This window comes from Lysinibacillus sp. FSL W7-1291 (genome assembly GCF_038593415.1).
Classification (GTDB): Bacteria; Bacillota; Bacilli; order Bacillales_A; family Planococcaceae; genus Lysinibacillus; species Lysinibacillus fusiformis_D.
Genome location: NZ_CP151994.1, coordinates 2,156,803 through 2,183,358, shown reverse-complemented (window position 1 = coordinate 2,183,358; position 26,556 = coordinate 2,156,803). Strand labels below are relative to the sequence as shown.

Below are 26,556 nucleotides of genomic sequence, written 5' to 3'. Positions count from 1 at the left end.
AGCCAAATACCTACCACACTACTGTTTTTTTATCTTCTGATGAGTCCTTTGTAGTTCCATCAATTCAGAAACCGTCACAAACTGGTAGCCCTGCTTTTCAAGCTCTGGCAAGATTTGCTCCAATGCTTTGACGGTTTGGGCTCGGTTTCCGCCACCATCATGAAACAGCACGATATTGCCAGCCTTTACGCCTTTTAAAACCGTATTAACGATGCGATTGACCCCAGGATTCTTCCAATCGAGCGTATCCAAATGCCAAGACCACATAACGACTTTATAGCCTTTTTTGGCAATCGCCTCTATCATGGCATCGGTATATTGCCCTTCAACGGGGCGAAATAAGGTTGGCTGATAGCCCGTAATTCCTGCAATTACCTCATCTGTTTGTTGAATTTCCTTCATTAAATTAGGTACATTTGTTTTTAAAGGGTGTGTAAAGGTATGATTGGCCAATTCATGCCCTTCTTCATACATTCTTGCTATCAATTCAGGATTTTTTTCTGCATTTTGACCAACAATAAAAAAAGTAGCTTTCGCATTGTATTTCTCTAATACATCAAGAACATCCGCTGTATAGGTACGATGTGGACCATCATCAAACGTTAAGGCAATGATTTTTTCCTCTGTTTGGATTTCCCAAAGAATTTGTCCTGCTTCTTCATAATACTTTCTCCCTTTATTTTCAGAAGAACTTACTTTGACATAAAAAAACGACACCGTGATCAAACAAAGTGGTAGTAAAAACAGTAAAAATTTTTTCACATTTTCACGTCCCCAAATAATTTTCGTACTTTATTATTTGTGGATTTCATAAAAAAATGCTTATGTTTAGCTTTATTTCATTAAAATTTATCATGACGTATGTTTTCCAGGCTCCTATAATTTTTTTGTTGAAGCTTGTCCACAACATTCAATCACACCATGGTGTATTTGTCGCAGACGCTTCACTTTTGCCGATCGTTACATCCTGTGACATGCTTTCACCATTATTACCACGTGGCGCTCACCCGCCAAAAAGTATTCATTGCCCCTATAGAGAAGGGAGTCTTCAGTTGAATCATGAGGATAAGATGGGTATGTAGTACGTCATCAAGCAAAGTCAAGACAAAAACACTATGCATGAAACTATCATTTATAAAAGGACCTCCTTTTACTGGCCAAAAGCAAAAACAAGGTCTGTTTCACAAACGATTTCTCCATTCACTGTGGCAACCCCACTTCCTTTACCGACTGTCCCTTTCACACGGTTGATTACTACCTCAAGCCGTAGCTGATCACCAGGCTTAACTTGTTTTTTAAAGCGACAATGATCAATGCCCGCAAGCAAGCCTAACCGCCCCTCATTCCCTGCCTTTGTCAGCATAATGACTGCACTGACTTGCGCTAACGCTTCCACAATGAGCACACCTGGCATGACAGGATAATGTGGAAAATGTCCCTGAAAGAACTCCTCATGGATTGTCACATTTTTCAATCCGACTGCACGCTTCCCCTCCTCTAATTCCAAAATACGATCTACTAAAAGAAACGGATAGCGATGTGGTAATATTTCTTGCAATTGTTGACTTGTTAACATATTGATTCCTCCACAGCATTTTTATAACCTTATTCTAACACTAAATATTAGTACTTAGTAATAAAAATGAAGTTAGTCAAAAAATGACTGTCTGACAATGACAAATAGAAAAATGGCCGTACCAAAAGAAAGAATACTAATGGCAGATCGTTTGGCTCTTTGCCACGCTCTCATACCAATGAGTAAAAATGTACAACCTAATAACATGAAAGTAACTGGTAAGAACGAAAAATCTTTTGTAATAAGACCATACATACTCGTCACCACAATTGGGATAAATATGAATAGTTGTAGACAATAGGACCATTTCATGCCGATCATCTCCTCACTAAATTATTTTCTGAATTTTTTTTCATTCCTTTTTCAATATTTCTTTATCGACAGCCCTATAGTCGCTGGAATATAATATTCCATGCATTCACCTTAGATTGATTAGTTTATTAGAATAGGAAGGTTTCGCATGTTATCTTTTATCGCAATAGTACTTTTATTATTTTTAATCCCAGGTCCTGCTGTTATTATCACGATTACACAAACATTAAAAAGTGGCAAAAAGAATGGTATTTATACCGCTTTAGGCATCGGTCTTGGAGATTTAGTTCATACGTTAGCGGCTGTTTTAGGTCTTTCTGCTATTTTGATGAAATCAGCCACAGCCTTTGAGGTAGTGAAATATATTGGGGTGGCCTACCTTGTTTATTTAGGTATTCAGATGCTCCTCACAAAACCAAAAAAAATTGAACAACCAACTGTGGAACAAAGCCCTGCTAGTACATCATTCCGCCAAGGCTTTTTAGCAGAAATTTTAAATCCGAAGACAGCTTTATTTTTCCTTGCCTTCTTACCACAATTTGTACAGCACAACGAGCAATCTGTCACAAGCCAATTGCTAACACTAGGCATCACCTTTGTTGTGATGAGTGCTTTGTATACAATACTACTAGCAATTATTACAAGCTTCATTGGTGAAAAAATCTTTACGAAAACAAGTGGTAGCTCACGTTGGCTTGAAAAAACTGTCGGCTTTGTCTATATCGGTCTCGGTGTCCGTTTAGCACTACAGACACAAAGTAGATAATCTGGAGAGGAACACAAAAGAGTGTTCTTCTTTTTTTTGCAGGAAAATGGAGAATTTTAGCCAATACATACTAAAAAGGAGGGGTGAACTTGAATGAACGTCAAGAAAATTTATTTCAGCAGTTAGCACATTACCGTAGCGAGTTACTCCATTTGCTAGAGCATGTGTCAGAAGAAAAGGCAAATATCATTCCAGCTGGTTTTCATAATAATATTCGCTGGAATATGGGCCATCTTTATCTCGATCAATATTTATGGCTAGAGGCGTTAACAAAAGAAAAGGATACAGCTTTAGTAGCTCTCATGAAATGGTTTAGCTTTGGTACGTCGCCTAAGCATTTTGACGAAAAAACGCCTACATTCGAGGAGTTAAAAAAGTACTTGGCTCAGCAGCCTTCACAGATAAAGGAACGATACGGTCATCGATTGGCTGAGGAATTCCCACCTATCGACATGGGTATGCAGACCATTGAACAAGTACTCCTACGTACCATCTTTCATGAAGGTATGCATTTACAAGCAATTGTCACCATTCATCGATGCCTAAACGAAGTAACAGACCGAGTTTAATACAGGGTCTGTTGCTTATTTGTTTATTGATAATTTTCGAGATACTTTCCTTTTTCAAAAATTTCTTTCGGACTTAAGGCAGTCCACTCCTCTATCGATACATTGGGATGCAAATCGAGATAAGATTTAATCATTTTATAGCCTTCGCTGTAGCCATAACTAAAGGGTAGACCATTTCCACCTCTAATTATTTCTAGGGCACGAATCAAGTTATGCTTTTCCAAATCCGCTGCAACATCAGACCAATAAACTTTGTTGTAATCCAAATCTATTCGCGTAAAATTCAAATCAGGATAAACTAATTTTTCAAACATCACTGCCCTTCCTTCAAATATGAGATGATCTAGCACTGTCCCCTCACTACGCGGGCGTTTTTCAGTTGCAACACTATGATGATATTCATGGGCAATTACAGCCCTAATAAATTCATTTGTATAATATTTATTATAGAGGGCTGTTATTTTACCTGCACCAATCGTTACCATATTCGCGTTTACATCTGTGGCTGGAAAAACACATACCGTCGTTTCATTTTTAGTGGGAAGGAGTTCAGAAGATTTGAATAGACCTTCCTTAATACTCTTTTCTGTTGCTTCCCTATCAATTTTTTCGCTTAATAATTGATTTTCTTTCAATTGTTTGGTCGTGCTATTTAACACCGTCTCAGCCATGTTTATATATTCACCATTCTCAAAACATGCACTATAAACGGGATCAATGACCTCTTCTCGATAGATGTCCAATGGTGAACGATCTGGATTACTTTCTACCTTTTCCGTATAGTTTTGAAAAAGCTCAAAAGCATGAACTATTTTAAATGGTTGCTTCGTTTCTGGATGTTCGAATGAAACCGTGATACTTTCTACATCTGGTTTTTCATGGGAAGGCTTTTCTGTTTGTGCACAGGCACTCAGCATGAAGCATAGCATCATTAATACGGCAAAACCCTTTACATAATGCATCCTTTTCATCCGTCCTTTTCATCAATAAATAATTTACCCATGCTAACATTCATGAACAATATGCCTTGACGCTCGACGGTTTGTCTTTGAATGATTTGGTCTCCTTTTCGTTCAAAGAAGGGTCTCGCTGTAAGTCTAGTATCTATGTAGATATGGGTAAGACCAAGCTTTTTTGCGTCCGCTTCTAGTAAATCTACTAAGGCTGCTGCAATCCCCTGTCTTTGAAAATCCTTATGGACATAAAAGTATGTACGGTTTCGTTAAATAATTGCAGAATTTCTTCTAAATCGTCATGATAGTTTGTAAAATCAAGCATCTATGCACCCCTTTTCTCCCAATCTATTATACCAATGATATGATATTTATGTAAAATTATAGAAAGCTTGTAGATCAAAATAATCTATAAGCTTCTCTTCGTTTTACTGTTTCGGTGTATTGGCTGTCAGTGGATTCGCATTGGCAACTAGTTGTACAGGCGTCGTCGTTTGTTGAAAGCTATCCTTCTGTCCTTGATTTGATTTCCCATAGCCTTTCATGGCAGCAAACAGTGCTGCACCAACAATACCCCAGGTCAATAATTTCATTTAAAAACCTCCCTTCACCGTTAGTATTCGAGAACAATTACGGAATATAGCTGTAAAAAATTAGCGACCAATAGCCAATAACTATGGTAAAATATTGAAGATGCTAAAAACTCGAATATAGGAGGTTGACTACCATGAAAAAAGTCTTCACTGGACTATTGTTAACATCTATGTTTTTTGTGGCTTTTCCGGCTGATGCTGCCACTACACAAATTAAAATAGATGACGTAATAGTAAAATCTGATACAGCACCCGAGCAAAGAAGCAATCGAATCATGGTGCCATTGCGTGTGATCAGTGAAAATCTAGGTGCGCAAGTGCATTGGAAGGATTCACAAATTACCCTTGCCATGAATAAAACATTGATTGTATTAAATCTCAACAACAAGACTGTCATGAAAAATGACAAAACAGAGCAATTGGATGTACAGCCATACATGAAAAATAATCGTACCTATGTACCGATTCGCTTTATTGCGGAAACATTTGGCAGTCAGGTCCAATACAATCAAGGTACAGTCAGTATCACTTCTGAACCACTACTACTTGACAATAAAAAAATAAAAGCCCTCCGCTATGAATATCAAATGACAATGGGTGGTGTTATTCAAGACATTAAAGGCAATGCTTATCATAAAGCGCTTTATCAAGTTTTCCAGCAAAAAGGAAACAAAGTAGAGGCACCTAAAGAATATTCATGGCAAATTAATTTAGACATACCTGGTTCCTATTCTAAACGTGGGCAATATCGTTTTATGAGCGATGATACGAACACAGTCAAACAATTTGATATTTATTCATTAAATACTGCATTCCCTGATGAACTATTACAAGGTCATCCCCATCATCTACTGCATGATGTGTTTGAAGATAGCTGGTATATTTTCACAGATCAAGCAGTTCAATCTATAAAACAGCTTATAAACAATGCTGCCACTAATGGCTTTAGTACCATTATTAGTAATACAGTAGCATAATTTTTTGTAAGCGATGTTCAACATATTCTGCATGAAAATGGACAAAATATTCATATCAACATCGAATATATGGAGGTTTGCCTCATGCAGAAGCTACTGTTATTAAGTTGCGTGCTATTTTCCCTCTTAGCTGCCTGTTCTGCGGAAGAAGCTCCGCCTAGCGAAGAAGCGGAAGCTAAAGAACAAACCGTCAATGCGCAGCCACAAGAAAAACTGAATACTTTGGGATATGACCAACTCCCAGCAAAGGATGAATAACAAGAAAAGTAGAGAGCATCCAAACACGCTTCTATAAAATTCTATCGTTGTCTAACCTGAAAAAGTATGCCACAAGTATCGTAGAAAACCTTTAATAGGTCATCCTGAAAACTAAAAAAACAGCAAGTTTGAGCCTAAAACTCACACTTGCTGTTTTCTTCTATAGGTAACACAGTAGAATATTTAATTTCCCTCAAGGATAAGTTCGTTTGAATTCTAGAAACCCCTAGCTTATTTAATTTGCGGATGAATTGATCTAATTCTTTGCGATCTCGAATGACAACCTTTAACAAATAATCATATGCACCTGTTAAACAATGACATTCCATGATTTCGGTCATCGTTTTTAAGCTGTCCTCCAATTCCTCGATTTCCTTCGCTTGGTGAATATTAGTGCTCATAAAGACATAGCACAGTAAATCAAATCCTAGCTTTTCTTGGTTTAAAATAGCCACTTGCTGATCGATATATCCTTCTGTTTCAAGGCGTTTGACCCTTGTATGAGTTGCTGGTGGAGACAAGTTTACTCGTCTAGCCAATTCTGCATTACTGAGTTGCACCTCTCTCTGCAAAATCGCTAAAATTTGAAGATCCACACTGTCTAATGCTTTATTTTTAATCTCCTCCATTGTCTTCTCCCCTTTTGATTATTATTCAACAAGTACATATTAGACTCTATTTCAGAATATTCTTCTGAAATTTATTAAATTTATTTTAATTATTTCAAATTAGTACAATTATACAAAATATTATACAGCCAAAACCTCAATAATGCTATGATTCTTAATATACATAAAATCATAGGAGGGTTACATACCTTGGTCAAATTTTATATGGGCTTAATGCTCGTCACAAGCTTACTTTGGGGAGGCAATTTTGTTGTGGCCAAGACGCTTGTGGCGCATGCCTCTCCGATGACTTTAACGATGGCAAGATGGTTCATTGCGGTGATTGTCCTTATCCCATTAGTCTGGTGGAAAGAAAAGAAGCTAGTCCCTGCAAAAGCAGCTCTTGTGCCGTTACTGTTAATGGGTATTACAGGTGTCGCCTTGTTTAATATTTTTCAATTTTTAGCGTTGGAGCGAACAACATCCACGAATGCAGGGCTTATTTCAACGATGAATACGATGTCCATAGCCCTTTTTTCATTTGCTTTTCTCAAAGAAAAAATAAATGGTTTGCAGCTTTTGGCTATGACTCTTTCTTTCATGGGGGTGGTTCTCGTCCTTTCGAAAGGAGATTTGCAGCAGTTACTGGATTTTCAATTGAATACAGGGGATTTATGGATGGTAGCTGCGGTTTGTGTCTGGGGACTTTACTCGGTTTGTAGTAAGTGGGCTATGAAAACAACCTCTCCATTAATGGCTACATTGTATGCGGGAGTGTTTGGTATTCTTACTCTTGTCCCGTTCACCAGTACGGAATTCACCTTCTCTAATATCAATCCGTCTTTCATCCTTTCTCTTCTGTATACAGGGATTATCTCTACTGTCGTTTGTATGGTCTTTTGGAATATAGGCGTACAGCAATTAGGAGCCACAACCTCTGGCATTTTCCTAAACTTCAATCCGATTTTCACTGCCCTGCTCGCGTTCTTCTTTATCGGAGAAAAGCTGAGTTGGCTTCAAGGCATTGGAGGACTGATCGTTATTATGGGCTGTTATTTATTTACGCACTTTAAAACCAAAATGCCACAGAATCAAGTTTGTCATTAACATAAGATGCAAGATGCCTTCCCCCTCTCAGTATTCGCTGAGGGAGAAGGCATCTAATTGATTAGTTGTTTTCTTTGGTAATACAACAAATGAAACAGCAGTTCCTTCATGCAGCTTGCTTGTTATGTGTAAGCCTTGACCGTAATGCTGTTGCAGACGTCTATGGGTATTCGATAAGCCAATACTTCTGGATGGACGTTTGTTCGGCTGTAGTAGCTTCGCCAATTGCTCTTCGTCCATACCAACGCCATCATCTGAGACACTAATTTCGATATGAGTACCACAATTAATGATACGAATGTGAACGGTTCCCCCTTCAACACGCTTTAAAATACCATGCTTTAATGCATTTTCAACTAGCGGTTGAATGGTTAGCGATGGAATCCATACATTCGTCGCTGTATCTAAGTCCCATACGACGCGAATACGTTCACCAAAACGTTCCTGCTGAATATAGAGGTAGGCTTGAATTAACCGAAGTTCATTTTCTAATGGAACAAGCGCTTCTACGTTTTGAAAATTATAGGATTCTCTTAAAAAATCACTTAATGCCTCTACTAATTTAGCTGTCCGCTCACTGTCCAATTCACTTAACGTTAAGATAGCATTTAATGTATTAAAGAGAAAATGGGGCTCGATTTGTGCCTGAAGCCACGCTGCCTCCATACGATGTCGTTCTTGAATAGATCGCTTCACCTTTGTTAATGCCTCAACGCGAGATCGAAGCTCTAAGGCATCAACAGGCTTGACGACATAATCATTGGCCCCTGCTGAAAAGCCATTTTCAATATCATGTGGCTGACTACGTGCAGTTAGTAATAGTACGGGTAAATCCGTCATGAAGAATTGCTTACGGATGATTCGTACTAATTCATAGCCATTCATTTTCGGCATCATTACGTCTGAAATCACTAAATCCCATTCCTGGGACCGTATATATTCAAGTGCCTGCAAACCACTTGTCACCGTGACGACATCATACTGCTCATTCGCCAAGAGGGTTTCCACCACTCTTAAATTGATGGGCTCATCATCCACTACTAAAATTCGTGGTTGATTCCACGCATCTCCTACATCGTTCATTCCATCTTGCTGTACCTCAGGGCTTTCCTGTTTTTGATGAGTCTGCTGTGCAAGCGTTACCTTTTGAGCTTCCGCTTCGTCAGATAGTGGTAATGTGAAGGTAAAGGTGGTGCCTTGTCCCACCACTGATTGTACGTCCAATGTTCCCCTTTGTAGTTCAACCAGTCGCTTACAAATACTAAGCCCTAGCCCAAATCCGCCCTCTACTATCGTCTTACTGACAGTACCTTGCTCATATGGCTCAAATAATCGCTGCATGGTTTCCTCATCTATGCCAATGCCCGTATCTGCCACCACAATCTTCGCCATGCTAGCCTCGGTATAGCCCGAAATCGTAATAGTACCTTCATTAGTAAATTTCACGGCATTATGTACCAAATTAAAAATAATTTGGATTACCCGATTTTCATCTGCCAATACTTTTTGAAAGTCTGCTGGAATTTGCTGAACAAACTGAACTGGCTTTCCTTCAATCATAAAACGTAGCATATCGAAGACGCCAGCCACGATGGTATGAATGGAAACCGTGGTCAGATGCAATTTTTGAGTATTATCCTTTAGGCTCATCACATCAAGTAAATCGTTCAATAAATGCGACATTCGTTGCCCAACAGACAGCACCGTTTCTAAATCATGGACGCTTTTATGACTAAGTGCATGAGACTCACGCTCTAAAACAGCCTTGGACATATTGATAATACTATGAAGCGGATTGCGTAATTCATGGGAGGTGCTTGCCAGAAATTCATCCTTTAGTTTATCTGTCTCTTGCAATTTTTGGGCAAGGTCTTTTGTATCCGCATGCACTTTTGCGTAATCTTTAAACCACAATGTCGCTAAACAAGCAATGGTCATTAACAAATCAAAGGGATATGAAATCACCTTGATTCCTGAAATCAGTAGCAAAATATCCCAAAGAATACTATTAATAAATGCAAGGATTGCTAAAAGCAGAAAAACATGCTGACGGATATCTTTGAGCGCCTTTCCTAGCATCATCATCATGGTGATCACAATGGGAACGCCTAAAATGACAATATAAACACTTTGTATCGACACTACATATCGTGTTGGTAGTACAATAGCCAACACAGCTGCACAGGCACATACAAGGGCAAATCCCTGCTGATAACGGTGAAAATGGCGCGGTAGCCATGGATCGATACATTGTAGCAGGGAATAGCCAATGCCAATCATCGAAAGGTGAACCAATATAAACCCCCAATCATAATTGATTGGAAACCAAAATGAAAGAAGCTTATCGTCACTCCCTAATAGATAATAAAACATGATACTGACGGTTAAGAGTGAAAAGAACAGTAAAGGTCTTTCCTTATTCCCAACCAAATATAGGATGATCGAGTAAAGGGCATGTAAAAGTAAAACGACTGCCACTAATAGCTGCATGGTAATAGACAATTGTGTTTCGCGATAGATAACATCTTCATATCCAAATTTTATAGACCGCACAATTCCCCCATTACGAGGATCTTGAAAGTTAGCCACTTGCACAACAATGTCGATTTCACTTTGGCCCTTTGTGTCAAAAGAAGCTGTAAATGGAACATTTTTGGCCATCGTTTGCGCTCGATTTTCACCTAGCTCACCAGCCTTCGCAACTAAACGATCATTTACATATATTTCTGCTGCACTACGAATGCTAGGCACCCTTATGCTAAATGTTTTTGTTTCTTCTGGATTAACCTGTATTTTCAAATGATAGGAGCCATAGCCATATGGCGTCAGCTTACCTTCTTGAAAAATTTGATCCCAACCATCTGGAACCTGTATGTACGTGGGGGGGAAAGGTGGTTGATTACTATCCATCAACCAGTGAGAGGAATAAAATGTCCATTCACCATCCAGTGTCAAAGCATTCTGTTGAAAATCAAAATCCCGTACATCGATTTGCCCTTTTTCTGCGTAGGGTTGGTCTGGCTGAGTAAATAAATGCAACCACAATATGCGTGTGCTCGTTAACAAAATAAAAAATAAGAGAATAATGATCGCTATTTTTTTCTTTTTCATAAGTGAATCTCGTCAAAGGGCAACATAGTATTTCTCCTTTGCGAACGCCACCTCCTAGGTCTTGATCGAGTAATGATCTTACAACCTTCCAATTCTACCAAGCACATCTCTACAAATTCTGAACAAATTCTTAATATAGTCCTAATCGAACAACGGGCTCTGATTTGGTTGAACCATTTCGCTAAAACATTTCATATACTTCCACAACCCTTTCTATCCAATGCCTGTAAGTAAAGTCGGGTTTTTAGAACTTTTTGCCATAAAAAAAGCAGCCCCTCCGATAAGGAATGAACTGCACCCCAATTGTTAGACACAGCATTTAACAATTGGAGGTGTAGTTTTTTTATGACTAAATTTACGAGCGAGATAAAGTTAAAGATTATTCAAGGCTTTAATTCAAAGATTTTTTCTCAACAAGAGTATGCAAAACAGATGGGAGTAACAAGAGCACAATTTCAATATTGGTTAAAGTTATATGAATTACATGGAGATGAAGGGTTTAGGAATACCTATACAAATTATTCTGTACCATTTAAACTAGACGTATTAAATTACATGGTTCAATCTGGTGCGTCATTAATGGATACCGCAGCTCTTTTTAAAATCTCAAGTTATACAATAGTGTATACTTGGCAAAAACAAATGGAGGTTGGCGGTTTAGATGCCCTTGAATCAAGACAAAAGGGGCGTCCATCGATGAAAAAACAATCGACGAAACAATCCTGGCTGAAGGATCTGTCGAGGCACTAGAAGCACGTATTAAACAACTTGAAATGGAAAACGAGTATTTAAAAAAGTTGAATGCCTTAGTTCAAAACAAGGAAAAATCATGAAACAAGACAAAGCAAAAGTAGTCTTTGAGTTAAGGCATAAATATTCGATGAAGGCGCTTGTGAAACTCGCTGGTATTCCACGTAGCACGTATTATGATTTAGTAAAGAAAATGAACCGAATAGATCCAGATGCCGATTTAAAAGTAGAAATCAATTCAATTTACGATGAACATGAAGGACGTTATGGCTATCGTCGTATTCGTGATGAGCTAGCTAATCGTGGTAAGAACGTGAATCACAAGAAGATCCAACGCATCATGAAAGAACTTGGATTAAAGTGCCTTGTGCGTATGAAAAAATATAAATCCTATAAAGGAACAGTCGGTAAAATTGCGCCTAATCATTTAGACCGCCAATTTACAGCGGACCCACCGAATGAAAAATGGGTAACCGATATTACGGAGTTTAAATTATTCGGCGAAAAATTATATTTATCACCTGTTTTAGATTTATTTAATGGTGAAATTATTACGTACACAATTGGCTCTAGACCAACTTATTCACTTGTTTCAGAGATGTTAGATAAAGCTTTAGAGCGTCTACCAGAAGGCCATCAGCTTCTCATGTATTCAGATCAAGGCTGGCACTATCAAATGAAGCAATATTGTCATGCGTTTCAATCAAGGGGTATTCTCCAAAGTATGTCTCGTAAAGAAAACTGTTACGACAACTCTGTAATGGAGAATTTCTTCGGGATTATGAAGTCTGAGTTTTTATACTTCAAAAAATTTGAAAGTGTAGACCATTTTAAAACTGAATTAGAAAAGTATATAACGTATTACAATACAAAAAGGATTAAGGCAAAATTAAAAGGCATGAGTCCGATACAATATCGAACCCATGCCCTAACCGCTGCCTAATGAAATAACCGTGTCTAACTTTTAGGGGTCACTTCACTCATAGGCTGCTTATTTTTAAATGATATAAATACGCTACATTTTAGTAGACCACGAAATTTTATTATTTTTTATACTTAAGCTGTGCATCTCTCATAATGGCTAGATCAGAATTATCACTATCTACAGTATTTAAAGAGTTAAGAGTAGAGTTAGATCCAAACATTGGCACTTTACCAGTAGTTACACCTCTAGGGGCATACATACCATCATCTACTGGAACCAAAAATAGTAAATATTCTTTATCAAACTCCATGTTCTCATAATCATTCACAGTATACATAGCATTTGTTTCTTTATCATAAAAAGCCATTTCTGACACAGTAATTTGAGAATTTGTTTTTATATCTTCTTTATTATCGTTATTTTTATAAACTTCTGAAATTAAAAAACTTGATTTAGTATATCCACCAATTACATCGTTATTAATGTCTGATCTAAAAACTTCAGTATCATTTTCTTTTGTTTTTGTACCAAGAACAATTACAGGTGATGCTTCTTCCATCTCTTCTAAATTATCAAAACCTAGAGTTTTACCTTCAAAATTAATAGTCTCTATTTTTTTATTATCTTTAATGCTTATAAAGAATATTAAACAAAAACACACTAAAAAAAAGCTAAACACTTGAAACTTTCTATTTTTCATACTACCTGCCCCTTTGTCGACAATTTTTGTGTGAGTAATAGCCGTATGTAATTAATACAAAGCTTTTATACCATCAATGTCGTCTTGTAACGGCCAGTCTTTATCATTAAAACCCTTTGTCCTCATAACAGATATGGAATTATTCTTTGTTTGAGTGTGATCAAGACCTAAAGCATGCCCTACTTCATGAACTGCAGTTTCCCTTCTACGAGTTTGATCTAATCCCTTCCATGATTTATACATTGTTATGTTTGATAAAGTAGAGGAACCATTACGATGAGTAGCATATGCATCACCATAATTACTATTTACATAATCAACATTAACATTTCCACTAACCGAGACCTCTTTAGTAAACTTAACTTTATTAGTTGAATGCCACGCAGTAAATCCTCTTAGAATATCTTGCTTATAACCCATATCAATTAGCTCTTGACTAATATTGTAATACAAATCTAAATTATCCTTCTTTTTAAATCCTAGTAATTGATAAGCATCAGCTGTAATTGGTAGAGATACAACACAAAGTAATAGCATAATTAAAAAGCCTTTAAATTTCCACTTCATTTTACCAACTCACCTTTATTTTTACATTTATGGAACTAACACACATAAATTATAAACATAATAAAATACAATATAAAGGGTAATTTGGTATCATTTTACTTTTATACTAAAGATATAAGAAGAACTCCCTTTGTCCCATCTTCCAGAGATAATATATATATACTTGCCTTTTTCGTTCGGTACAGAAATACTATTATCTTCCACTATTACTTTTTCGCTTTCATCGTTATTCATCCATTTCTCAACTTCTACTTTTTCAGGTTGTTTCTTAAAATTGATTTTTATTTTACTTTGAGGGGATACTGAAAAAGGGACAATTTTATTATTATCAAGAATTTCTGGTGGTGAAATTTTATCAACACATTCAGTGCCAGTTATTTTTTTCCAACAATAAGAACCTTGTACTATTGTTATCTTATTATTTCCTGACAATACAATTGGCTTAGGGGGACCAGCATTAAGTAACATGATAATCAACACAAATACGATAATAAATAAAGTAATTATACTTATCTTTATGCCTTTCATATAAACCCTCCAAACTAGTATTCTGAAATTAAGAAAAAGTCTTATATTCCGTTTATCAACTTATTTTACCATATAATTATTTTTTTGTAATTTAAATGCATATGAAGAAGCAAGGAGCCGACTGAACGAGATAAGGTTTGTGATTTGGTAATTTAGTTATTTCTGCTTCATGGATATTCATACTATGGAAAAATGTTGATATGAACGGGCTTATTGATTCTTTTAATGACCTAAAGGAAAATGATGAAAAGATTATTGGTAGATTAAGTACTGCTGCTACAGTTTTAGCTGTTGGGGTAGCAATTCTGAATAATGTTAGAACTAGAATTGTAAACGAAAATTAGAAAAAAAGATTTTAGACGCCACATTCTCGGTATAGAAGAAGATTAAGGGGAATTTTTCTAAGTGTCGTATATCGTGATCAGTACATACGGTCCAAAGCTGGATTACTTAAGAATGACAAGATTTTCAAGAATACGGATTTGGGATTAAATTTATCTTACAGGTGTATCACTTAGGTGATACTGAAAATGCATAATAAAGTTGTTTAATTTCGTTTAAATGCAATAACCACCTCCCTAAATTCCCTCGATAATTCCACAGAAATTTTATCGAACGAACATTCAAAACTAGTAAATCGCTTAGAAGCGGCTTTTAATACTAACTTCAACACATCTGAAAATTTTCAAGCTGCTGAATCACAAATACGTGATACTGATATGGCTAAAGAAATGATGCTCTTCATTAAAAATAATATCATAACAAAAGCATCATAATTGTTATTAACTCAAGCAAATCAAGTTCCAAATAATATTTTATAATTGTTGAGGTAGAATGTAAGGATTTTTTTACATTCAATTGATAATTACACTAAATGTTGAACTACATATTCTAATCTAACCAAGTATTACCTCAGTCAGGAATTTGTAATTTTGAACTCCCCTTTTAACACCTCACATAAAACTATAGTAAAAATGGAATAGAATAAGTTTTTAAGAAAAATTGTGCATAATAAAAAGCAGCTACTCCGATAAGGAATAGCCGACTTTTTATTTGAAGCTTTAAAGGTATAAGAGCAGTTAAATCAAACCTACACAAGATATTACATGCTTTGAGGTGGAATGATGCCTGTTACAAGTAAAATAAAGAACACCAAACCAATGAGGAAAAATATGAACGAGGCTTTAAACATGGGACCAAGTTTTACCTGGAATCGTTCTCGCTCATGAATGATTCCTGTTTGTGCACTGACCTGAGATGCATAAAGCCTAGACATGGCTCCACCACTGCTGGAAAAATAGAATGTGCCTAACGTAAAGGCAACACCAGTGAAAAACATCACTTCTATAAATCGAACAGAGAACATTGTGGCAATCCAATAGGTTAACGCTATCTCCACAATCCAGGCAATAACCATCATAATAAAGTGTTTCCAACGCATTTTTAAGAGCTCCCTTCCTTGTTCTTTTACTAGTTTTACGCATGTTTACTGGGAAAAGTTTCGTTTTTATAAATATATTGTCAATAAGAGATTAAGAAATCCCTTTTTTAAGAACATAAACTATAAAACGGTGTTATTTCCAGCACACAAAAAGACCAGAAACTCTCGAAAAACAGAGTCCTGGTCTTTTTGTGAAAAGTGAAACTTACTAGTTTGCTTTAGTTTTTGTATTCTACTATTACAGTAGTCGTGTCAGCTTTGCAAAGGTTACAGGTTTTTGAAGGAATTTTGAAAAAAATTAACCCTTCACGTTTATCATACTTCTGTTATTCTTTGAACCGTTTAAAGTTAAACTCCTTCAAAAATACGATACCGCAAAAAACAAGCAAAGTAGCAATAATCGTTTTCTTGTATAGAGAAGCAACATCCCTACATAAAGTACGAATTTGCTAGCTTAACGCTTCTTGCGTAAACTCGTGAACAATAGATAAATAACGATGAACAGGGCGAGGATTCCTAATGCTTTATAAAGATATAAGGCAATGTTTGCTTTACGTTGATACGTATATTCTCCATCATTCACCGCTTTAAGGTATGCTCCTTTGTCAACTTGTACCGCGATGGCGACCTTTGTATCGGTTCCCTTTATCGCAAAGTACTTGGTTCCTTTTGGATATGCATTTGAAAAATTGCCTCCATGTTGCTCCATATCTGAATACTTCGTTACCTTCCCTATTTCATTCTCAACTGCATGCACTTTCTCCTCCGTTACCTCATATATATAACCATCCCAAACTACGAAAGGATAGACCCAAGTTGTTGCGACAGTGTTCACAGGTATTATTACGAGACATACTATACAAAACAAAAACTTCCGCAGATAGCCCTTCATCACATCACCCTTTCCATCATCTTACATATTAGACTTAGCCTAGCAGAAAAAGTTACACTGCCATTTCGATTGACTTCTGTTTAGGTGAATGCTAAATTTACTAAAGCAGTAATTTACTAAATTACTAAATTCAAATAACAAGGAGTGCTTAACAATGAAAATTCCAACACATTTAAAACATAAACCTGTAATCGTTGCTGAAAACTATGCCAATATCGATGGGCGTACAGCTTATCAAACTGATACACAAGGACTTTCACTTGGGTTGGCACAATGGAATGATCGAGGAAAGGTTGATATTTCTGCGAAGGTTTGGCGACATACAGGTGGCAAATGGTCACGTCAGTCGGAAGAACTACCCCTCCATCGTGTGCTTGACCTCGCTATTCTAGTATGTGAGACACAACTTTATTTTAAGGATGCATACCGCTACGAGCACTTATATGATGAAGCAAACCCTGTTATTAATCGAGTAGGCTTACAAGGTGATGCTATGACTGTGGAAGTATGCACAGAAAATGAACAAATTAAAGAGGATATTCAGCTTTTTCAGCAAGCATTAAATAATGATGGTGAGCTAATCGGTGAACGCCTTCGCTCACTATCACGAATCTTAAAAGAAATGGGTTATTAAAACTCAAGAGGATTTTAACGATGAATGAACAAATGTTACAGGATGATAAAAAACTACGAAAGGCCTTTTTTAATTTCTTAATCCCGGTGATGCTAGCGAATGTACTGCAATCTGTTGGCCAAGTATTTGCGATGTTTATCGTCGGGCGCAATTTAGGTGTCGATGCACTCGCTGCCATTTCCGCATTTTTCCCGTTTTTCTTCTTTTTAATGGCCTTCGCGATTGGCATAGGTTCGGGAAGCTCTATTTTAGTTGGGCAAACGTTTGGGGCTGGTCATCATGAAAAGATGAAAGAGGTAGTTGGGGTAACCCTTGCCTTTACTACGATTTTATCGATTATCGTGGCGCTCTTTGGCGGCTTTTTCATTGAATGGATTTTACGCTTTATGCAAACACCAGCAAATATTTTAGACATGAGTATTAGCTATGCACAAATTTTATTTTTCACATTACCCATTATGTTTTGGTATTTAGTGTATACAACCTTTATGCGCGGCGTCGGTGATTCGAAAACACCCTTTCTCTTTTTAGTGATTAGTGTGGTGTTAAATATTGCCTTCCTCCCACCGCTGGTATTCGGCTGGTTCGGATTACCCGCGTTTGGTTTAAATGGTGCTGCCTATGCTTCTGTGTTATCAAACTTAGTGACCATGATTTTATTATTAGCTTATTTGCATAAAACAAAGCATTTACTACGTTTTGATAAATCCATCTTACAGCATTTTAAATTAAAGAAGGATATTTTAACATCATTATTAAAACTAGCGATTCCATCAAGTATTAGTATGGTTGCCATCTCAGTTGCAGAAATTGCCGTTATTGGTTTTGTCAATGCCTATGGATCTGATGCCACTGCTGCTTATGGCGTTGTCAATCAGGTAGCTAGCTATGCACAAGTGCCTGCGATGAGTATTGCTATTGCTACATCCGTTTTCGTAGCACAGGCTTTAGGAGCGAATTCTACAGAAATGATTAAAAAAATTCGTCAAATGGGTGTGCGTATTAACTATCTTTTAGGTGGCGCAATCATTCTCATCATGTATCTATTTGCAGAGCCAATTTTGGCTTTCTTTATCGATTCACATGATACTGTGCTCATTGCCAAAAATTATTTATATATCGCCTTTTGGAGCTATTTAATATTTGGACATACGCAAACCGTTTCCGCTACGATGCGTGCCACTGGTGTCGTACTATGGCCGACCATCTTCTTAGTCATAACGATTTGGGTCGTGCAAGTGCCATTAGCGTACTTCTTGTCCCACCATACGTCACTCGCATTAAACGGTGTTTGGTTAGCCTATCCAATTACCTTCTGCGTCCATTTCATTATGCAATATGCCTACTTCAAGCTAGGCTGGCAAAAGCGAACATTAAAAGCGATGCTTAGCGAATAAATGACACGGGACATGCAAAAAATGCATGTCCTTTTTGTATCCAACAAAATAACCAGGCACTCAGAAATTGAGCCCTGGTCATTTTGTGAAAAGTGAATGTTACTATTTTGCTTTAGTTTTTTGTATTCTACTAATAGAGTAGTCGTATAGCATTGCGAAAAGTTACAACCAATTTAAAATTTTTTTAGTTCTTTCCTGCAAATAGTGCAAACCATCGTCCGTTGATAAAAATTGACAAACATCAAAAAGGCGTTGGTATTTATGAATAGGATGCAAATAACAATCCTTTTGTAAACTTTCATTCATCTCTCTTATCTAAGCGGCTTTTAAATGCTTAATCTTCCATTCAACACGAGAACGGCTGAACCCGCTATCGCTACTGTTTCGCGTTGGGGTGTTACGTATAAAATACCGCCCCGTTTGGAAAGTTGCTTGCTTACTAGCTGGTTTTTCAATAGTTTTTCACACCAGTATGGCCCAAGTGCGCCATGACTAGACCCATTAACATGATCTTCGTCAATTCCTTGTGCTGGAGAAAAAAAGCGGGATACTATATCAATGCCCTCTTCCCTCGACTTACTGGTCACACATATCCCCCTAACAGGAAATTGTTCCATCGCAGAAAAATCTGGCTCGAAATGTGCAATAAGGTCTTCATTGCTTAGTTCCACGATATAATCCAATTCGGTACTCCCTACATAGATCGGTTTACTTCCTAACCAGTCTTCCAATGCTGGAGGACACACTATTTCATCAATTGGATACGTTTTGATGGCAATTTCCACTCGCTCCTGTTGCCATCTTGCCTGCAAAGGGCCATTTGTTGATTGAAATGTGATGGTCTGATGCTTAGGCACGATCCCCTGCTGCCAAAGCAAAAAAGCACTAGCAAGGGTGCCATGACCACAAATCGGGATTTCTGTCTCTGGGGTAAACCATCTTATCGAAAAATCAAGCTGTTTGTTTTCAATAAAGACTGTTGTCGGGACAGGTACCTCCTGTGCAATTTTTTGCATCGTCTCCCCAGAAACATCTGCATCTACAAGACATATTGCTGCTGGATTCCCTTTATATAGCTCTGTTGTAAAGGTATTTATTATAGAATAGGAAATAATCGTCATCTTATTCACCTCTTCTCTCATCATAACGCAAACAAGCAAGTGCTGAATATACACACTCAAACAAATAATCATTTTATAAAATAACCACCTTTTGTCTAAGCTAACATTATAAAATACAATGGTAGAGCTTTTGAGTGGAGAAACGATGAAACCATATTTCAAAATTTTAATGATTATTGGATTGACGACCTTACTCGCTGGATGCTGGGATATTACTGAACCACAGAGAATGTACTATATTAATGCAGTAGGTGTAGACTATGAAAACGATGAATATGTTGTCTATTTACAGGTGATTAATTTTGCCGATGTTGCGAAATCGATTCAGCCCAGTGCAGATGTGGCTCCTGCGGAGGTGGGTCGTGCCACTGGCAAAACAGTAGAAGAAGCGATTTACAAATTGTATCGCTCCTCCGATCAGGAAATATTTTGGGGTCATATGAGGTTTCTTCTCTTTTCAGAGCGGGCCATGGAAAATGAACATTTTATTCCAGTCATTGATACATTGATACGTTTTCGCGATACAAGGTACCAGATTTGGGTGTACTGTACAAAAAATCCGGTAGATGAAGTGCTGCTTGTCACACCCATCCTAAGAAATTCTTTGTCCTCATCAAAATTAAGTAACCCGATTAACCCAACTGAACAAGAAACCTTTGTTGAACCCAAAAATATAAGAGATATCGTCATTGGTTTAAATGAACCAAGCCATGAAGTGACCATCCCATATGTGTCCATTAAAGAAGATTGGCAAACAGATGAGGATCGAACAGAAGAAACTTATTTTTCAGGGGTTGGTGTCCTATCAAAAGATGGCTTTAAAGGATTTTTGCAAGACAATGCAGCAAGAGGCAATCAATGGATGCATAACTATACAAATCGCGGTGAGATTACCTTCCAATTAAAAACAAATGGTCAGGAAGAATTAACCGTGAGTATTGAAAAAATTCATGTCGATGTGAAACCACATATCAAAAAGGAAGATGTTTCATTTGAAGTCGAATTAAAAATCAATGCGACCATTAATGGCTTTAAAGGAAAAACAACGGAAAAAGAGCTGGAAAAACATATAATCACACAGGTGAAAAAGGAAATCCATGAAACCTTCAATGAAGGCTTAAAATTAGATGTTGATATCTATCGATTATCAGAGTCTCTTTATCGGGACAACGTCAAAGCATGGAAAAGGTTAGAAAAGGATGGAAAAATTCCATTAACAGAGGATTCTATCAGTAAAATTCATGTGGAAGTAGCTAAAATCAATCCAGGTCGTAAAACATTCACAGAAACTATAAAAAAAGACCGGAAGCCCTAACTTAGGGAATCTGGTCTTAAAAAATTTTTTATTTTATGAGTGAATACATATATGTATCATGTGGCATATTGTTTTGATGCATATATTTTTTTAATAATCCTTCTTGTTCGAAACCTATTTTTTGCAATAGTAGCTGAGAAGCTTCATTTTCTGTAAAAACAATAGCACCAATACGTACTAAATCCATCTCTTCAAAACCATAGGAAATGGCTCTTTTCACAGCTTCCTGAGCATAGCCCTTTCCCCAATAGTCAGGAAATAGTGCGTAGCTGATTTCTGCTCTTCGATGCTCCATTGACCACTCTTGAAAGCCAAGTGTACCAATAATCCCTTCTTGTTCTTTTAATGCAATACCCCATTTAATACCACGTTTTTCGGTAAAATTGTTTGCAAAATTTTTAATGATTTGTTGCACTTGTACTAAGCTCGTTAAGGGTTGTTGCCCATAATGGCGCAAAACTTCAGGATTCGAAAAGCAATCAAGAAGAGCTTGTGCATCAGGACTCCCTAATTCTCTTAATACTAATCGTTCAGTTTGTAATATAGGAAACATAGCATACCTCTTTAATCATGGATTTGTTAAACAAATTTTTTTCGACGAACTATTTCAATCTCTATTTCCATTTGATGACACTTAAAAGGACAAAGCTAATTATCATGTTCTTTTGCTTGCCTATTCCTACAAGCGCTCCTCATCTCCTTTTGCATAAAATCTTACTTCATGTCCACAATAAGTTCTAAGTCAGTCTACTTGAGGTGAGAGGTATGGAGCATTTTCCGCTAATACATACAAATTTTTGGGATGCCGTCATTGCAGTCCCTGTCGTGATGATTGTTACGCAACTAATTAAGAAATTGGGTCATATCAAACCTTTTTGGGTTCCGAGCATTGCATTAATCGTCGGCTTATTCATTTCCATTTTCATCAGCCATCGCCACAACCTTCTTGCTGGGCTTTTCATGGGCTGGTTTTATGGCTACGCAGCCATTGGTAGTTACGCTTCATTGAAAACATCTTATATTACCTACAAACAAAAGAAATTCCAAAAACAGAAACATAGCGATCCATAAGAATGTAGCGATTGCAGGAATAGAGACAAAATAATATACTAATATTAACAAATTTGGGGCTACTTATTAAAGTAGCTCCTTTTTAATCAGTTTGCACAATAATCCTGTAATTTTTAATAAAGATAAGAAAGGTTGTTCAGCTATGGAAATGTTCTTTTTCTTTAGTAATTTTTATTTAATGCCCCTCTACGCTTTTTTGTTTAGCTATTACCTTATTAAGCTACTCAAAAAATTCAGTAAGGGACAATACACGACAACGACTGAATCGAGGATTGTCATAATAACCTTTATATTAATTGTTTGGAGTATTAGTTATACACTCGCAAGCAGTCAATAGCTTCATAGGTAATGAGAAAAAAAGGCACATACACACAAGGGCGATATTCGACCAATGCTATTAAACATTAGAGCCGTTTCCACATAGGCTCTATTTATTTTATAAGGGTTGAGCTGATAATAATGCTGCTTCTATGCCCTTCATGATGTTCATAGCTCCACTCGATTTATTTGAACAAACAACTACTTTGGTTGAGCAGTCAGGATAATAAGCTGAATGGAAGCACACACCTGGATCATATCCCATCACATGATATTTTAAAATAGATTGGTCACTGTTTTTCTTAATCCATACACCATACCCGTAACTATCACTTTCATTCATCTCAACATGAGGTGTTAGCAGTTGTGTTGTGACAGCTTCACTTAAAAGGTCAAAGTTCATCAGCGCGTGCCACAGCCTTGACATATCCTTCGCCGTTACAAATGCTCCTCCATCCGAACCTCCTTTTACAGGTAGGGAGTAGATATTTGTTTTCCATGTACCATCCGGGTTATCTATGTATCCTATTGCGGTATTAGATGGTAGAGAATCTAACGAGAAATAGCCCGATTCCTTCATATTCGCTGGATCAAATACATTTTTTTGAATGTAGTCAGAAAAGTTCATACCAGAAATATGCTCAATAACTAAGCCTAATAAAATATACCCGGCATTGTTGTAATGAAATCTCTCCCCTACCCTATATTTCATCGGCCGATCCTGAAATAAAGGTAAGAAATCACGCAATGTTCGAAGTTGATACATTGGATTTTCAACCCATAATTCTTCAAAATTCTCCATTTCTTCCTCATCAAAATAATCTGCAATTCCTGAAGTATGCGTTAGCAGATGTTCAATAGTAATCTGCTCATCCAAATGCTTAAAATGATGGTTTAAACAGTCACTTAGTTTACTATCCAAAGAAAGCTTTCCTTTTTCGATAAGCTGACAAATAGCAATTGCAGTAAAAAGTTTACAGCCAGATGCAATACCAAAACGCGTTTTTGTGTTATTTTCAATTTGCTCTGAGCGATTTGCATAGCCAAAGCTTTGATTGACTAAGGCAGCCTTCTCTTGATTTTCCACTAGAATTGTTCCCGAAAAATCAAGATTCTGTTGTATGTCCACTATAACATTTTGCAATTTTGTATGCATAGTCATTCCCCTTATTTATCCAAAGTAACTAAATAATAACTTCTCTTACTAAAACAATACTCTACTACTGTTACCTTGTCGAGAATATTCGCATAATTATGAGGAGAAGGCTGTGCATACTGAGGAATGGTTAAAGGGTCAATTGCTGGTATCCTATCTTTACAAGCACAGAAATTATTACTAGTGATTATTGAATTCATTATGCTTTACATTCTCTTTAATCTATTGCAAATCAAGTCGTCTTTGTTACATGTCGATTGTCTATAAAGACATGAAGCTTGCGCTGAATATACCATTCCATCACGAATAAATTTGGCACCCAACATAACCACGCGATGACGGCATAACTATACTGGAAATTTTCAAAGCCAAATAATACAGTAAATAAGGGGAGGTAGATTCGCAATGTCACTGCCGCAAAGGTTAAAGCATAATTTCTTAGCATCCATTTTTGATGTCCTTGGATGTTTCTTTGTTTAATGTTAGCCAGTGCTTGAAACATCGTGATGAGCCAGCCTATAGATAATAAAGCGAAGCCTAGCTGTGCTACCCATCCCCCAGTTGCGTGAAATGCTAAATAAAGTCCTGCCACACCACCGAACAAAATACTAACCATGTAGATGCTACCTAATCGTTTATGACGTTTCACATTTTTCTCTCTTAAGGTGGAGGACAATGTAAAAGGGCCGATTACGAGGGCTAACACACCAAAAATGATATGAATGTAAAGCATACTATACCAAAAGGAATTCAATGTAGCGCTAAGCATGAGCTTTAATTGAACAAACCCAGCCTGTTGTGCATGGAATACGATATATTGAACGACCGAATAGCCCGCTATCATTATCGCCAAGCCACTTACAATAAACCACCATTTTTTTCTCATTCTGTAGCTCCTTTCTTTTGAAACCTAACATTGCAATTGACTACGCTCTGACATAAAAATAGCCGTTACAGACTATTAGTAGTGCAGTTGTAAAGGCAGGAAAAACGCTCCACACCTGGGTATTTTTCACCTAAGCTTGTAATGCGAAACCCAATATTTTTATAAAAATGAACAGCTTCTTCGTCCGTTTCTGCATAAATCGTAGAAAATGAATAGTGTTCTTTCAAATATCGAATCATCTCACGTCCAATCCCTTCTCCACGATTCGTTGGTGATACGGCAAGATGTTTAATTTCACAGTGATTTCCATCCCTCTTTGCGATTCCGATACACCCCACCATGTCTTGCTCGATGCTATAGCCATATAACTCTCTTTCTGGACTTTCCATATATAATTGGTACTCTCTAGCTACTTTCTTGTCTGAAGTGGCGTAGGATAATAGTACTTTCACTTCGGGTTGGATATTGCTTGATTGAATTTGTTTCATAAAACGCTACCTCTCTATTCCTATCAGTAGTCATTGAATAATGTGTCAATTACTATCATGTTCTACCATTTTAATAGTCATCTATTTTATCTATACGAAACCGTTGTTTATCTAATGAATTCAGCTCCTGACCAACCGTCTCTCTCCATTAAAAGCACCTCCATCTAACTACTAAATTCCTGTTACAATGATCGTAAAAATAGAAAGAAGGTGTATGATGGACCTATTGTTTGTCATTCTTATTTTTGCTGGGATGTACCAAGTTACATTCTTATCATCGAAGAGCGCCACTAAATCAAAGGGAAATGTATTTAATTTTTGTATGGCTTCCTTTGATGTGAGGGAGTCGATTGGCAAAGGAGGATAAAATAATTTATTACAATAAATAAAGATTGCACTTACTGCCAAAAGAGTTGCTATTAGTAAGCCTCTTTTCATTGTACCGTAAAGCTTCATTTTTTTTACAAATAAATGTATATTTATTTTTTATCTAACAACAATAAAGACCACTCATCACGAGCGGCCTTTAATGATTTATGTCATTCTCATTGTTTATTAGTTAACATTTTTACTACTTCTTTGATTTGCAGCTCTAATGATATTGGATCATTGCCCCAGAATAAATCTGGGTCCAGCTTGAACACTCGGTCATTCTTCACGGCGTCTAGTGACTTCCAAAGTCCCTCACTCTCACCCCATACTTCTGAGATTAAATCTCCCTGATCGATGAAAATATAATCGCCAGCATATTCAGGAATGACTTCGTACGAAACTTGTCGATAGGCCTCTTTCCCAATCATTTCCTTCTGTTGTTTCGCTGGTGGCTTTAATTGAAGATGTTTGTAGATGGCTTCACCACCCCTATAGCCTCCGTCACCATAAATATAAAATCCTTTATCTACTACAAAAACGCCCATAAGTGCAAAAGTATCGTCGGGTTTAATAATGTTCGCAAGCTGTGCTCGTGCTTCCTCTGCGGTCTTATCTAAATGCTTAATCCATTGCTCGGCTTCATCTTTTTTGTCCAAAGCATCGCCCAAAAGACGCATTATTTCATAAATATCACCTGAAGAGCTATAAGGGAGCGCAAGCGTAGGTGCGATTTTCTCATACTGCTGAAGAATCTTTTCATCACCCACCCAAGTGATGATTAAATCCGGTTTCAGCTGAACGATTGTCTCCAATGATCTTTCCCCAGTTGTTTCAATGCCATCAATCTGATCTTGAATTGCTTTGTTCTCCAAATCCCATTGGGTAGAGCCGATTGGCTTGATACCTAACACAAGTAATTCTGGTAAATAGCCGTCTGTTACAATCCGCTTTGCTTGACGTGGTATTTCAATATCACCACGTTGTGTTTTGATTATTTTTGTAGCTGATTCTGTTGTTTCAGCTGTTTTGGAAGTGTCCTTATTAGTATTGGAATCGGCGCTGTCATTGGCATTGCCACAAGCCGTCAGTATAGCGAGTAAAGCAAGAAATACTATTGATTTTAACACCTTATGTAAGTACAAGATTGTACCTCCTTGTTTGATAA

28 protein-coding genes and 1 pseudogene are annotated in these 26,556 nt (G+C 37.1%); 10 read left to right on the top strand and 19 right to left on the bottom strand.

All coding sequences use genetic code 11. The annotated features are described in order from the left end of the window. Positions 1-18 precede the first annotated feature (18 nt). The 3 genes from NST76_RS10705 to NST76_RS10695 form a co-directional block, all read right to left on the bottom strand. Positions 19-762, bottom strand: coding sequence for a polysaccharide deacetylase family protein (locus tag NST76_RS10705; protein ID WP_036126074.1), 744 nt, complete (start codon positions 760-762; stop codon positions 19-21). A gap of 388 nt (positions 763-1,150) precedes the next feature. Then, positions 1,151-1,576, bottom strand: a complete 426-nt coding sequence (fabZ, locus tag NST76_RS10700) for a 3-hydroxyacyl-ACP dehydratase FabZ (protein WP_036126075.1) — start codon at positions 1,574-1,576, stop codon at positions 1,151-1,153. A 72-nt stretch (positions 1,577-1,648) separates the two neighbouring features. Beyond that, complete coding sequence (locus NST76_RS10695; protein ID WP_036126077.1) at positions 1,649-1,888, bottom strand: DUF3953 domain-containing protein; 240 nt, start codon at positions 1,886-1,888, stop codon at positions 1,649-1,651. Between the two features lie 148 nt (positions 1,889-2,036). Between NST76_RS10695 and NST76_RS10690 the strand changes: the two genes are divergently transcribed. Further along, on the top strand, positions 2,037-2,654 hold the full coding sequence (locus tag NST76_RS10690; RefSeq protein WP_036126079.1) for a LysE family translocator: 618 nt from the start codon (positions 2,037-2,039) through the stop codon (positions 2,652-2,654). 89 nt (positions 2,655-2,743) lie between these two features. Beyond that, entirely contained in the window at positions 2,744-3,223 is a 480-nt protein-coding gene (locus NST76_RS10685) for a DinB family protein (RefSeq protein ID WP_340811088.1), read from the top strand. 23 nt (positions 3,224-3,246) lie between these two features. Here the strand turns inward: NST76_RS10685 and NST76_RS10680 are convergent, their stop codons facing one another. The 3 genes from NST76_RS10680 to NST76_RS10670 form a co-directional block, all read right to left on the bottom strand. Further along, a complete protein-coding gene (locus tag NST76_RS10680) occupies positions 3,247-4,185 on the bottom strand; it encodes a DUF2268 domain-containing putative Zn-dependent protease (protein WP_342535685.1) in 939 nt (312 codons plus the stop codon). 5 nt (positions 4,186-4,190) lie between these two features. Further along, positions 4,191-4,397: a hypothetical protein gene (locus NST76_RS10675; RefSeq protein WP_342545262.1), complete on the bottom strand. Its 207-nt coding sequence runs from the start codon at positions 4,395-4,397 to the stop codon at positions 4,191-4,193. Between the two features lie 207 nt (positions 4,398-4,604). Then, positions 4,605-4,769 carry a hypothetical protein gene (locus tag NST76_RS10670; RefSeq protein ID WP_180957800.1) on the bottom strand — a complete coding sequence of 55 codons (165 nt, stop codon included), beginning with the start codon at positions 4,767-4,769 and terminating at the stop codon, positions 4,605-4,607. A gap of 134 nt (positions 4,770-4,903) precedes the next feature. Here NST76_RS10670 and NST76_RS10665 point away from each other — a divergent pair, with 134 nt between their 5' ends. Together NST76_RS10665 and NST76_RS10660 are read left to right on the top strand one after the other, a co-directional pair. After that, on the top strand, positions 4,904-5,746 hold the full coding sequence (locus NST76_RS10665) for a copper amine oxidase N-terminal domain-containing protein (protein ID WP_058844448.1): 843 nt from the start codon (positions 4,904-4,906) through the stop codon (positions 5,744-5,746). A gap of 84 nt (positions 5,747-5,830) precedes the next feature. Further along, positions 5,831-6,004, top strand: a complete 174-nt coding sequence (locus tag NST76_RS10660; RefSeq protein ID WP_342545192.1) for a hypothetical protein — start codon at positions 5,831-5,833, stop codon at positions 6,002-6,004. A 134-nt stretch (positions 6,005-6,138) separates the two neighbouring features. On the opposite strand, the gene NST76_RS10655 is transcribed toward NST76_RS10660, so the two are convergent. Beyond that, positions 6,139-6,633, bottom strand: coding sequence for an Lrp/AsnC family transcriptional regulator (locus NST76_RS10655; RefSeq protein WP_036126093.1), 495 nt, complete (start codon positions 6,631-6,633; stop codon positions 6,139-6,141). A 147-nt stretch (positions 6,634-6,780) separates the two neighbouring features. Between NST76_RS10655 and NST76_RS10650 the strand changes: the two genes are divergently transcribed. Continuing rightward, the gene (locus tag NST76_RS10650) at positions 6,781-7,719 is read left to right on the top strand and encodes a DMT family transporter (protein ID WP_342545191.1); all 939 of its coding nucleotides are present in this window, start codon (positions 6,781-6,783) and stop codon (positions 7,717-7,719) included. Positions 7,720-7,746: 27 nt separating this feature from the next. Here the strand turns inward: NST76_RS10650 and NST76_RS10645 are convergent, their stop codons facing one another. Continuing rightward, on the bottom strand, positions 7,747-10,830 hold the full coding sequence (locus NST76_RS10645) for an ATP-binding protein (protein WP_342545189.1): 3,084 nt from the start codon (positions 10,828-10,830) through the stop codon (positions 7,747-7,749). 345 nt (positions 10,831-11,175) lie between these two features. Between NST76_RS10645 and NST76_RS10640 the strand changes: the two are divergent. After that, positions 11,176-12,523 (top strand): annotated as a pseudogene (locus NST76_RS10640) (IS3 family transposase). 100 nt (positions 12,524-12,623) lie between these two features. Here the strand turns inward: NST76_RS10640 and NST76_RS10635 are convergent. The 5 genes from NST76_RS10635 to NST76_RS10615 form a co-directional block, all read right to left on the bottom strand. After that, positions 12,624-13,205 carry a hypothetical protein gene (locus NST76_RS10635; protein ID WP_051891713.1) on the bottom strand — a complete coding sequence of 194 codons (582 nt, stop codon included), beginning with the start codon at positions 13,203-13,205 and terminating at the stop codon, positions 12,624-12,626. A gap of 51 nt (positions 13,206-13,256) precedes the next feature. After that, entirely contained in the window at positions 13,257-13,772 is a 516-nt protein-coding gene (locus tag NST76_RS10630; protein WP_271913334.1) for a matrixin family metalloprotease, read from the bottom strand. A 90-nt stretch (positions 13,773-13,862) separates the two neighbouring features. Next, a complete protein-coding gene (locus tag NST76_RS10625; protein ID WP_036126107.1) occupies positions 13,863-14,300 on the bottom strand; it encodes a hypothetical protein in 438 nt (145 codons plus the stop codon). Between the two features lie 1,102 nt (positions 14,301-15,402). Next, positions 15,403-15,741, bottom strand: coding sequence for a hypothetical protein (locus NST76_RS10620; protein ID WP_036126110.1), 339 nt, complete (start codon positions 15,739-15,741; stop codon positions 15,403-15,405). 454 nt (positions 15,742-16,195) lie between these two features. Beyond that, entirely contained in the window at positions 16,196-16,498 is a 303-nt protein-coding gene (locus tag NST76_RS10615; RefSeq protein WP_139149525.1) for a hypothetical protein, read from the bottom strand. Between the two features lie 289 nt (positions 16,499-16,787). On the opposite strand from NST76_RS10615, the gene NST76_RS10610 reads away from it, so the two are divergent. Both NST76_RS10610 and NST76_RS10605 read left to right on the top strand, forming a co-directional pair. Then, positions 16,788-17,267, top strand: coding sequence for a DUF6530 family protein (locus tag NST76_RS10610; protein ID WP_036126112.1), 480 nt, complete (start codon positions 16,788-16,790; stop codon positions 17,265-17,267). 20 nt (positions 17,268-17,287) lie between these two features. Further along, entirely contained in the window at positions 17,288-18,664 is a 1,377-nt protein-coding gene (locus tag NST76_RS10605) for an MATE family efflux transporter (RefSeq protein ID WP_058844454.1), read from the top strand. 326 nt (positions 18,665-18,990) lie between these two features. Here the strand turns inward: NST76_RS10605 and NST76_RS10600 are convergent, their stop codons facing one another. Further along, positions 18,991-19,785 (bottom strand): PhzF family phenazine biosynthesis protein, encoded by a 795-nt coding sequence (locus NST76_RS10600; protein ID WP_342545188.1) that lies wholly within the window; start codon positions 19,783-19,785, stop codon positions 18,991-18,993. Positions 19,786-19,930: 145 nt separating this feature from the next. Between NST76_RS10600 and NST76_RS10595 the strand changes: the two genes are divergently transcribed. Continuing rightward, positions 19,931-21,100, top strand: a complete 1,170-nt coding sequence (locus NST76_RS10595; RefSeq protein WP_342545187.1) for a Ger(x)C family spore germination protein — start codon at positions 19,931-19,933, stop codon at positions 21,098-21,100. A gap of 28 nt (positions 21,101-21,128) precedes the next feature. On the opposite strand, the gene NST76_RS10590 is transcribed toward NST76_RS10595, so the two are convergent. Then, positions 21,129-21,653 (bottom strand): GNAT family N-acetyltransferase, encoded by a 525-nt coding sequence (locus NST76_RS10590; protein ID WP_036126121.1) that lies wholly within the window; start codon positions 21,651-21,653, stop codon positions 21,129-21,131. A 212-nt stretch (positions 21,654-21,865) separates the two neighbouring features. Here NST76_RS10590 and NST76_RS10585 point away from each other — a divergent pair, with 212 nt between their 5' ends. After that, positions 21,866-22,171: a hypothetical protein gene (locus tag NST76_RS10585; RefSeq protein WP_342535680.1), complete on the top strand. Its 306-nt coding sequence runs from the start codon at positions 21,866-21,868 to the stop codon at positions 22,169-22,171. Positions 22,172-22,607: 436 nt separating this feature from the next. On the opposite strand, the gene NST76_RS10580 is transcribed toward NST76_RS10585, so the two are convergent. From NST76_RS10580 to NST76_RS10565, 4 genes are all read right to left on the bottom strand, one after another. After that, entirely contained in the window at positions 22,608-23,645 is a 1,038-nt protein-coding gene (locus NST76_RS10580) for a serine hydrolase (protein WP_342535679.1), read from the bottom strand. Positions 23,646-23,877: 232 nt separating this feature from the next. Continuing rightward, on the bottom strand, positions 23,878-24,531 hold the full coding sequence (locus NST76_RS10575; RefSeq protein WP_058844460.1) for a DUF2306 domain-containing protein: 654 nt from the start codon (positions 24,529-24,531) through the stop codon (positions 23,878-23,880). A gap of 65 nt (positions 24,532-24,596) precedes the next feature. Then, positions 24,597-25,019, bottom strand: coding sequence for a GNAT family N-acetyltransferase (locus NST76_RS10570; protein WP_342535678.1), 423 nt, complete (start codon positions 25,017-25,019; stop codon positions 24,597-24,599). Between the two features lie 545 nt (positions 25,020-25,564). Then, positions 25,565-26,533, bottom strand: coding sequence for an ABC transporter substrate-binding protein (locus NST76_RS10565; RefSeq protein ID WP_342545185.1), 969 nt, complete (start codon positions 26,531-26,533; stop codon positions 25,565-25,567). Between the last annotated feature and the right edge of the window lie 23 nt (positions 26,534-26,556).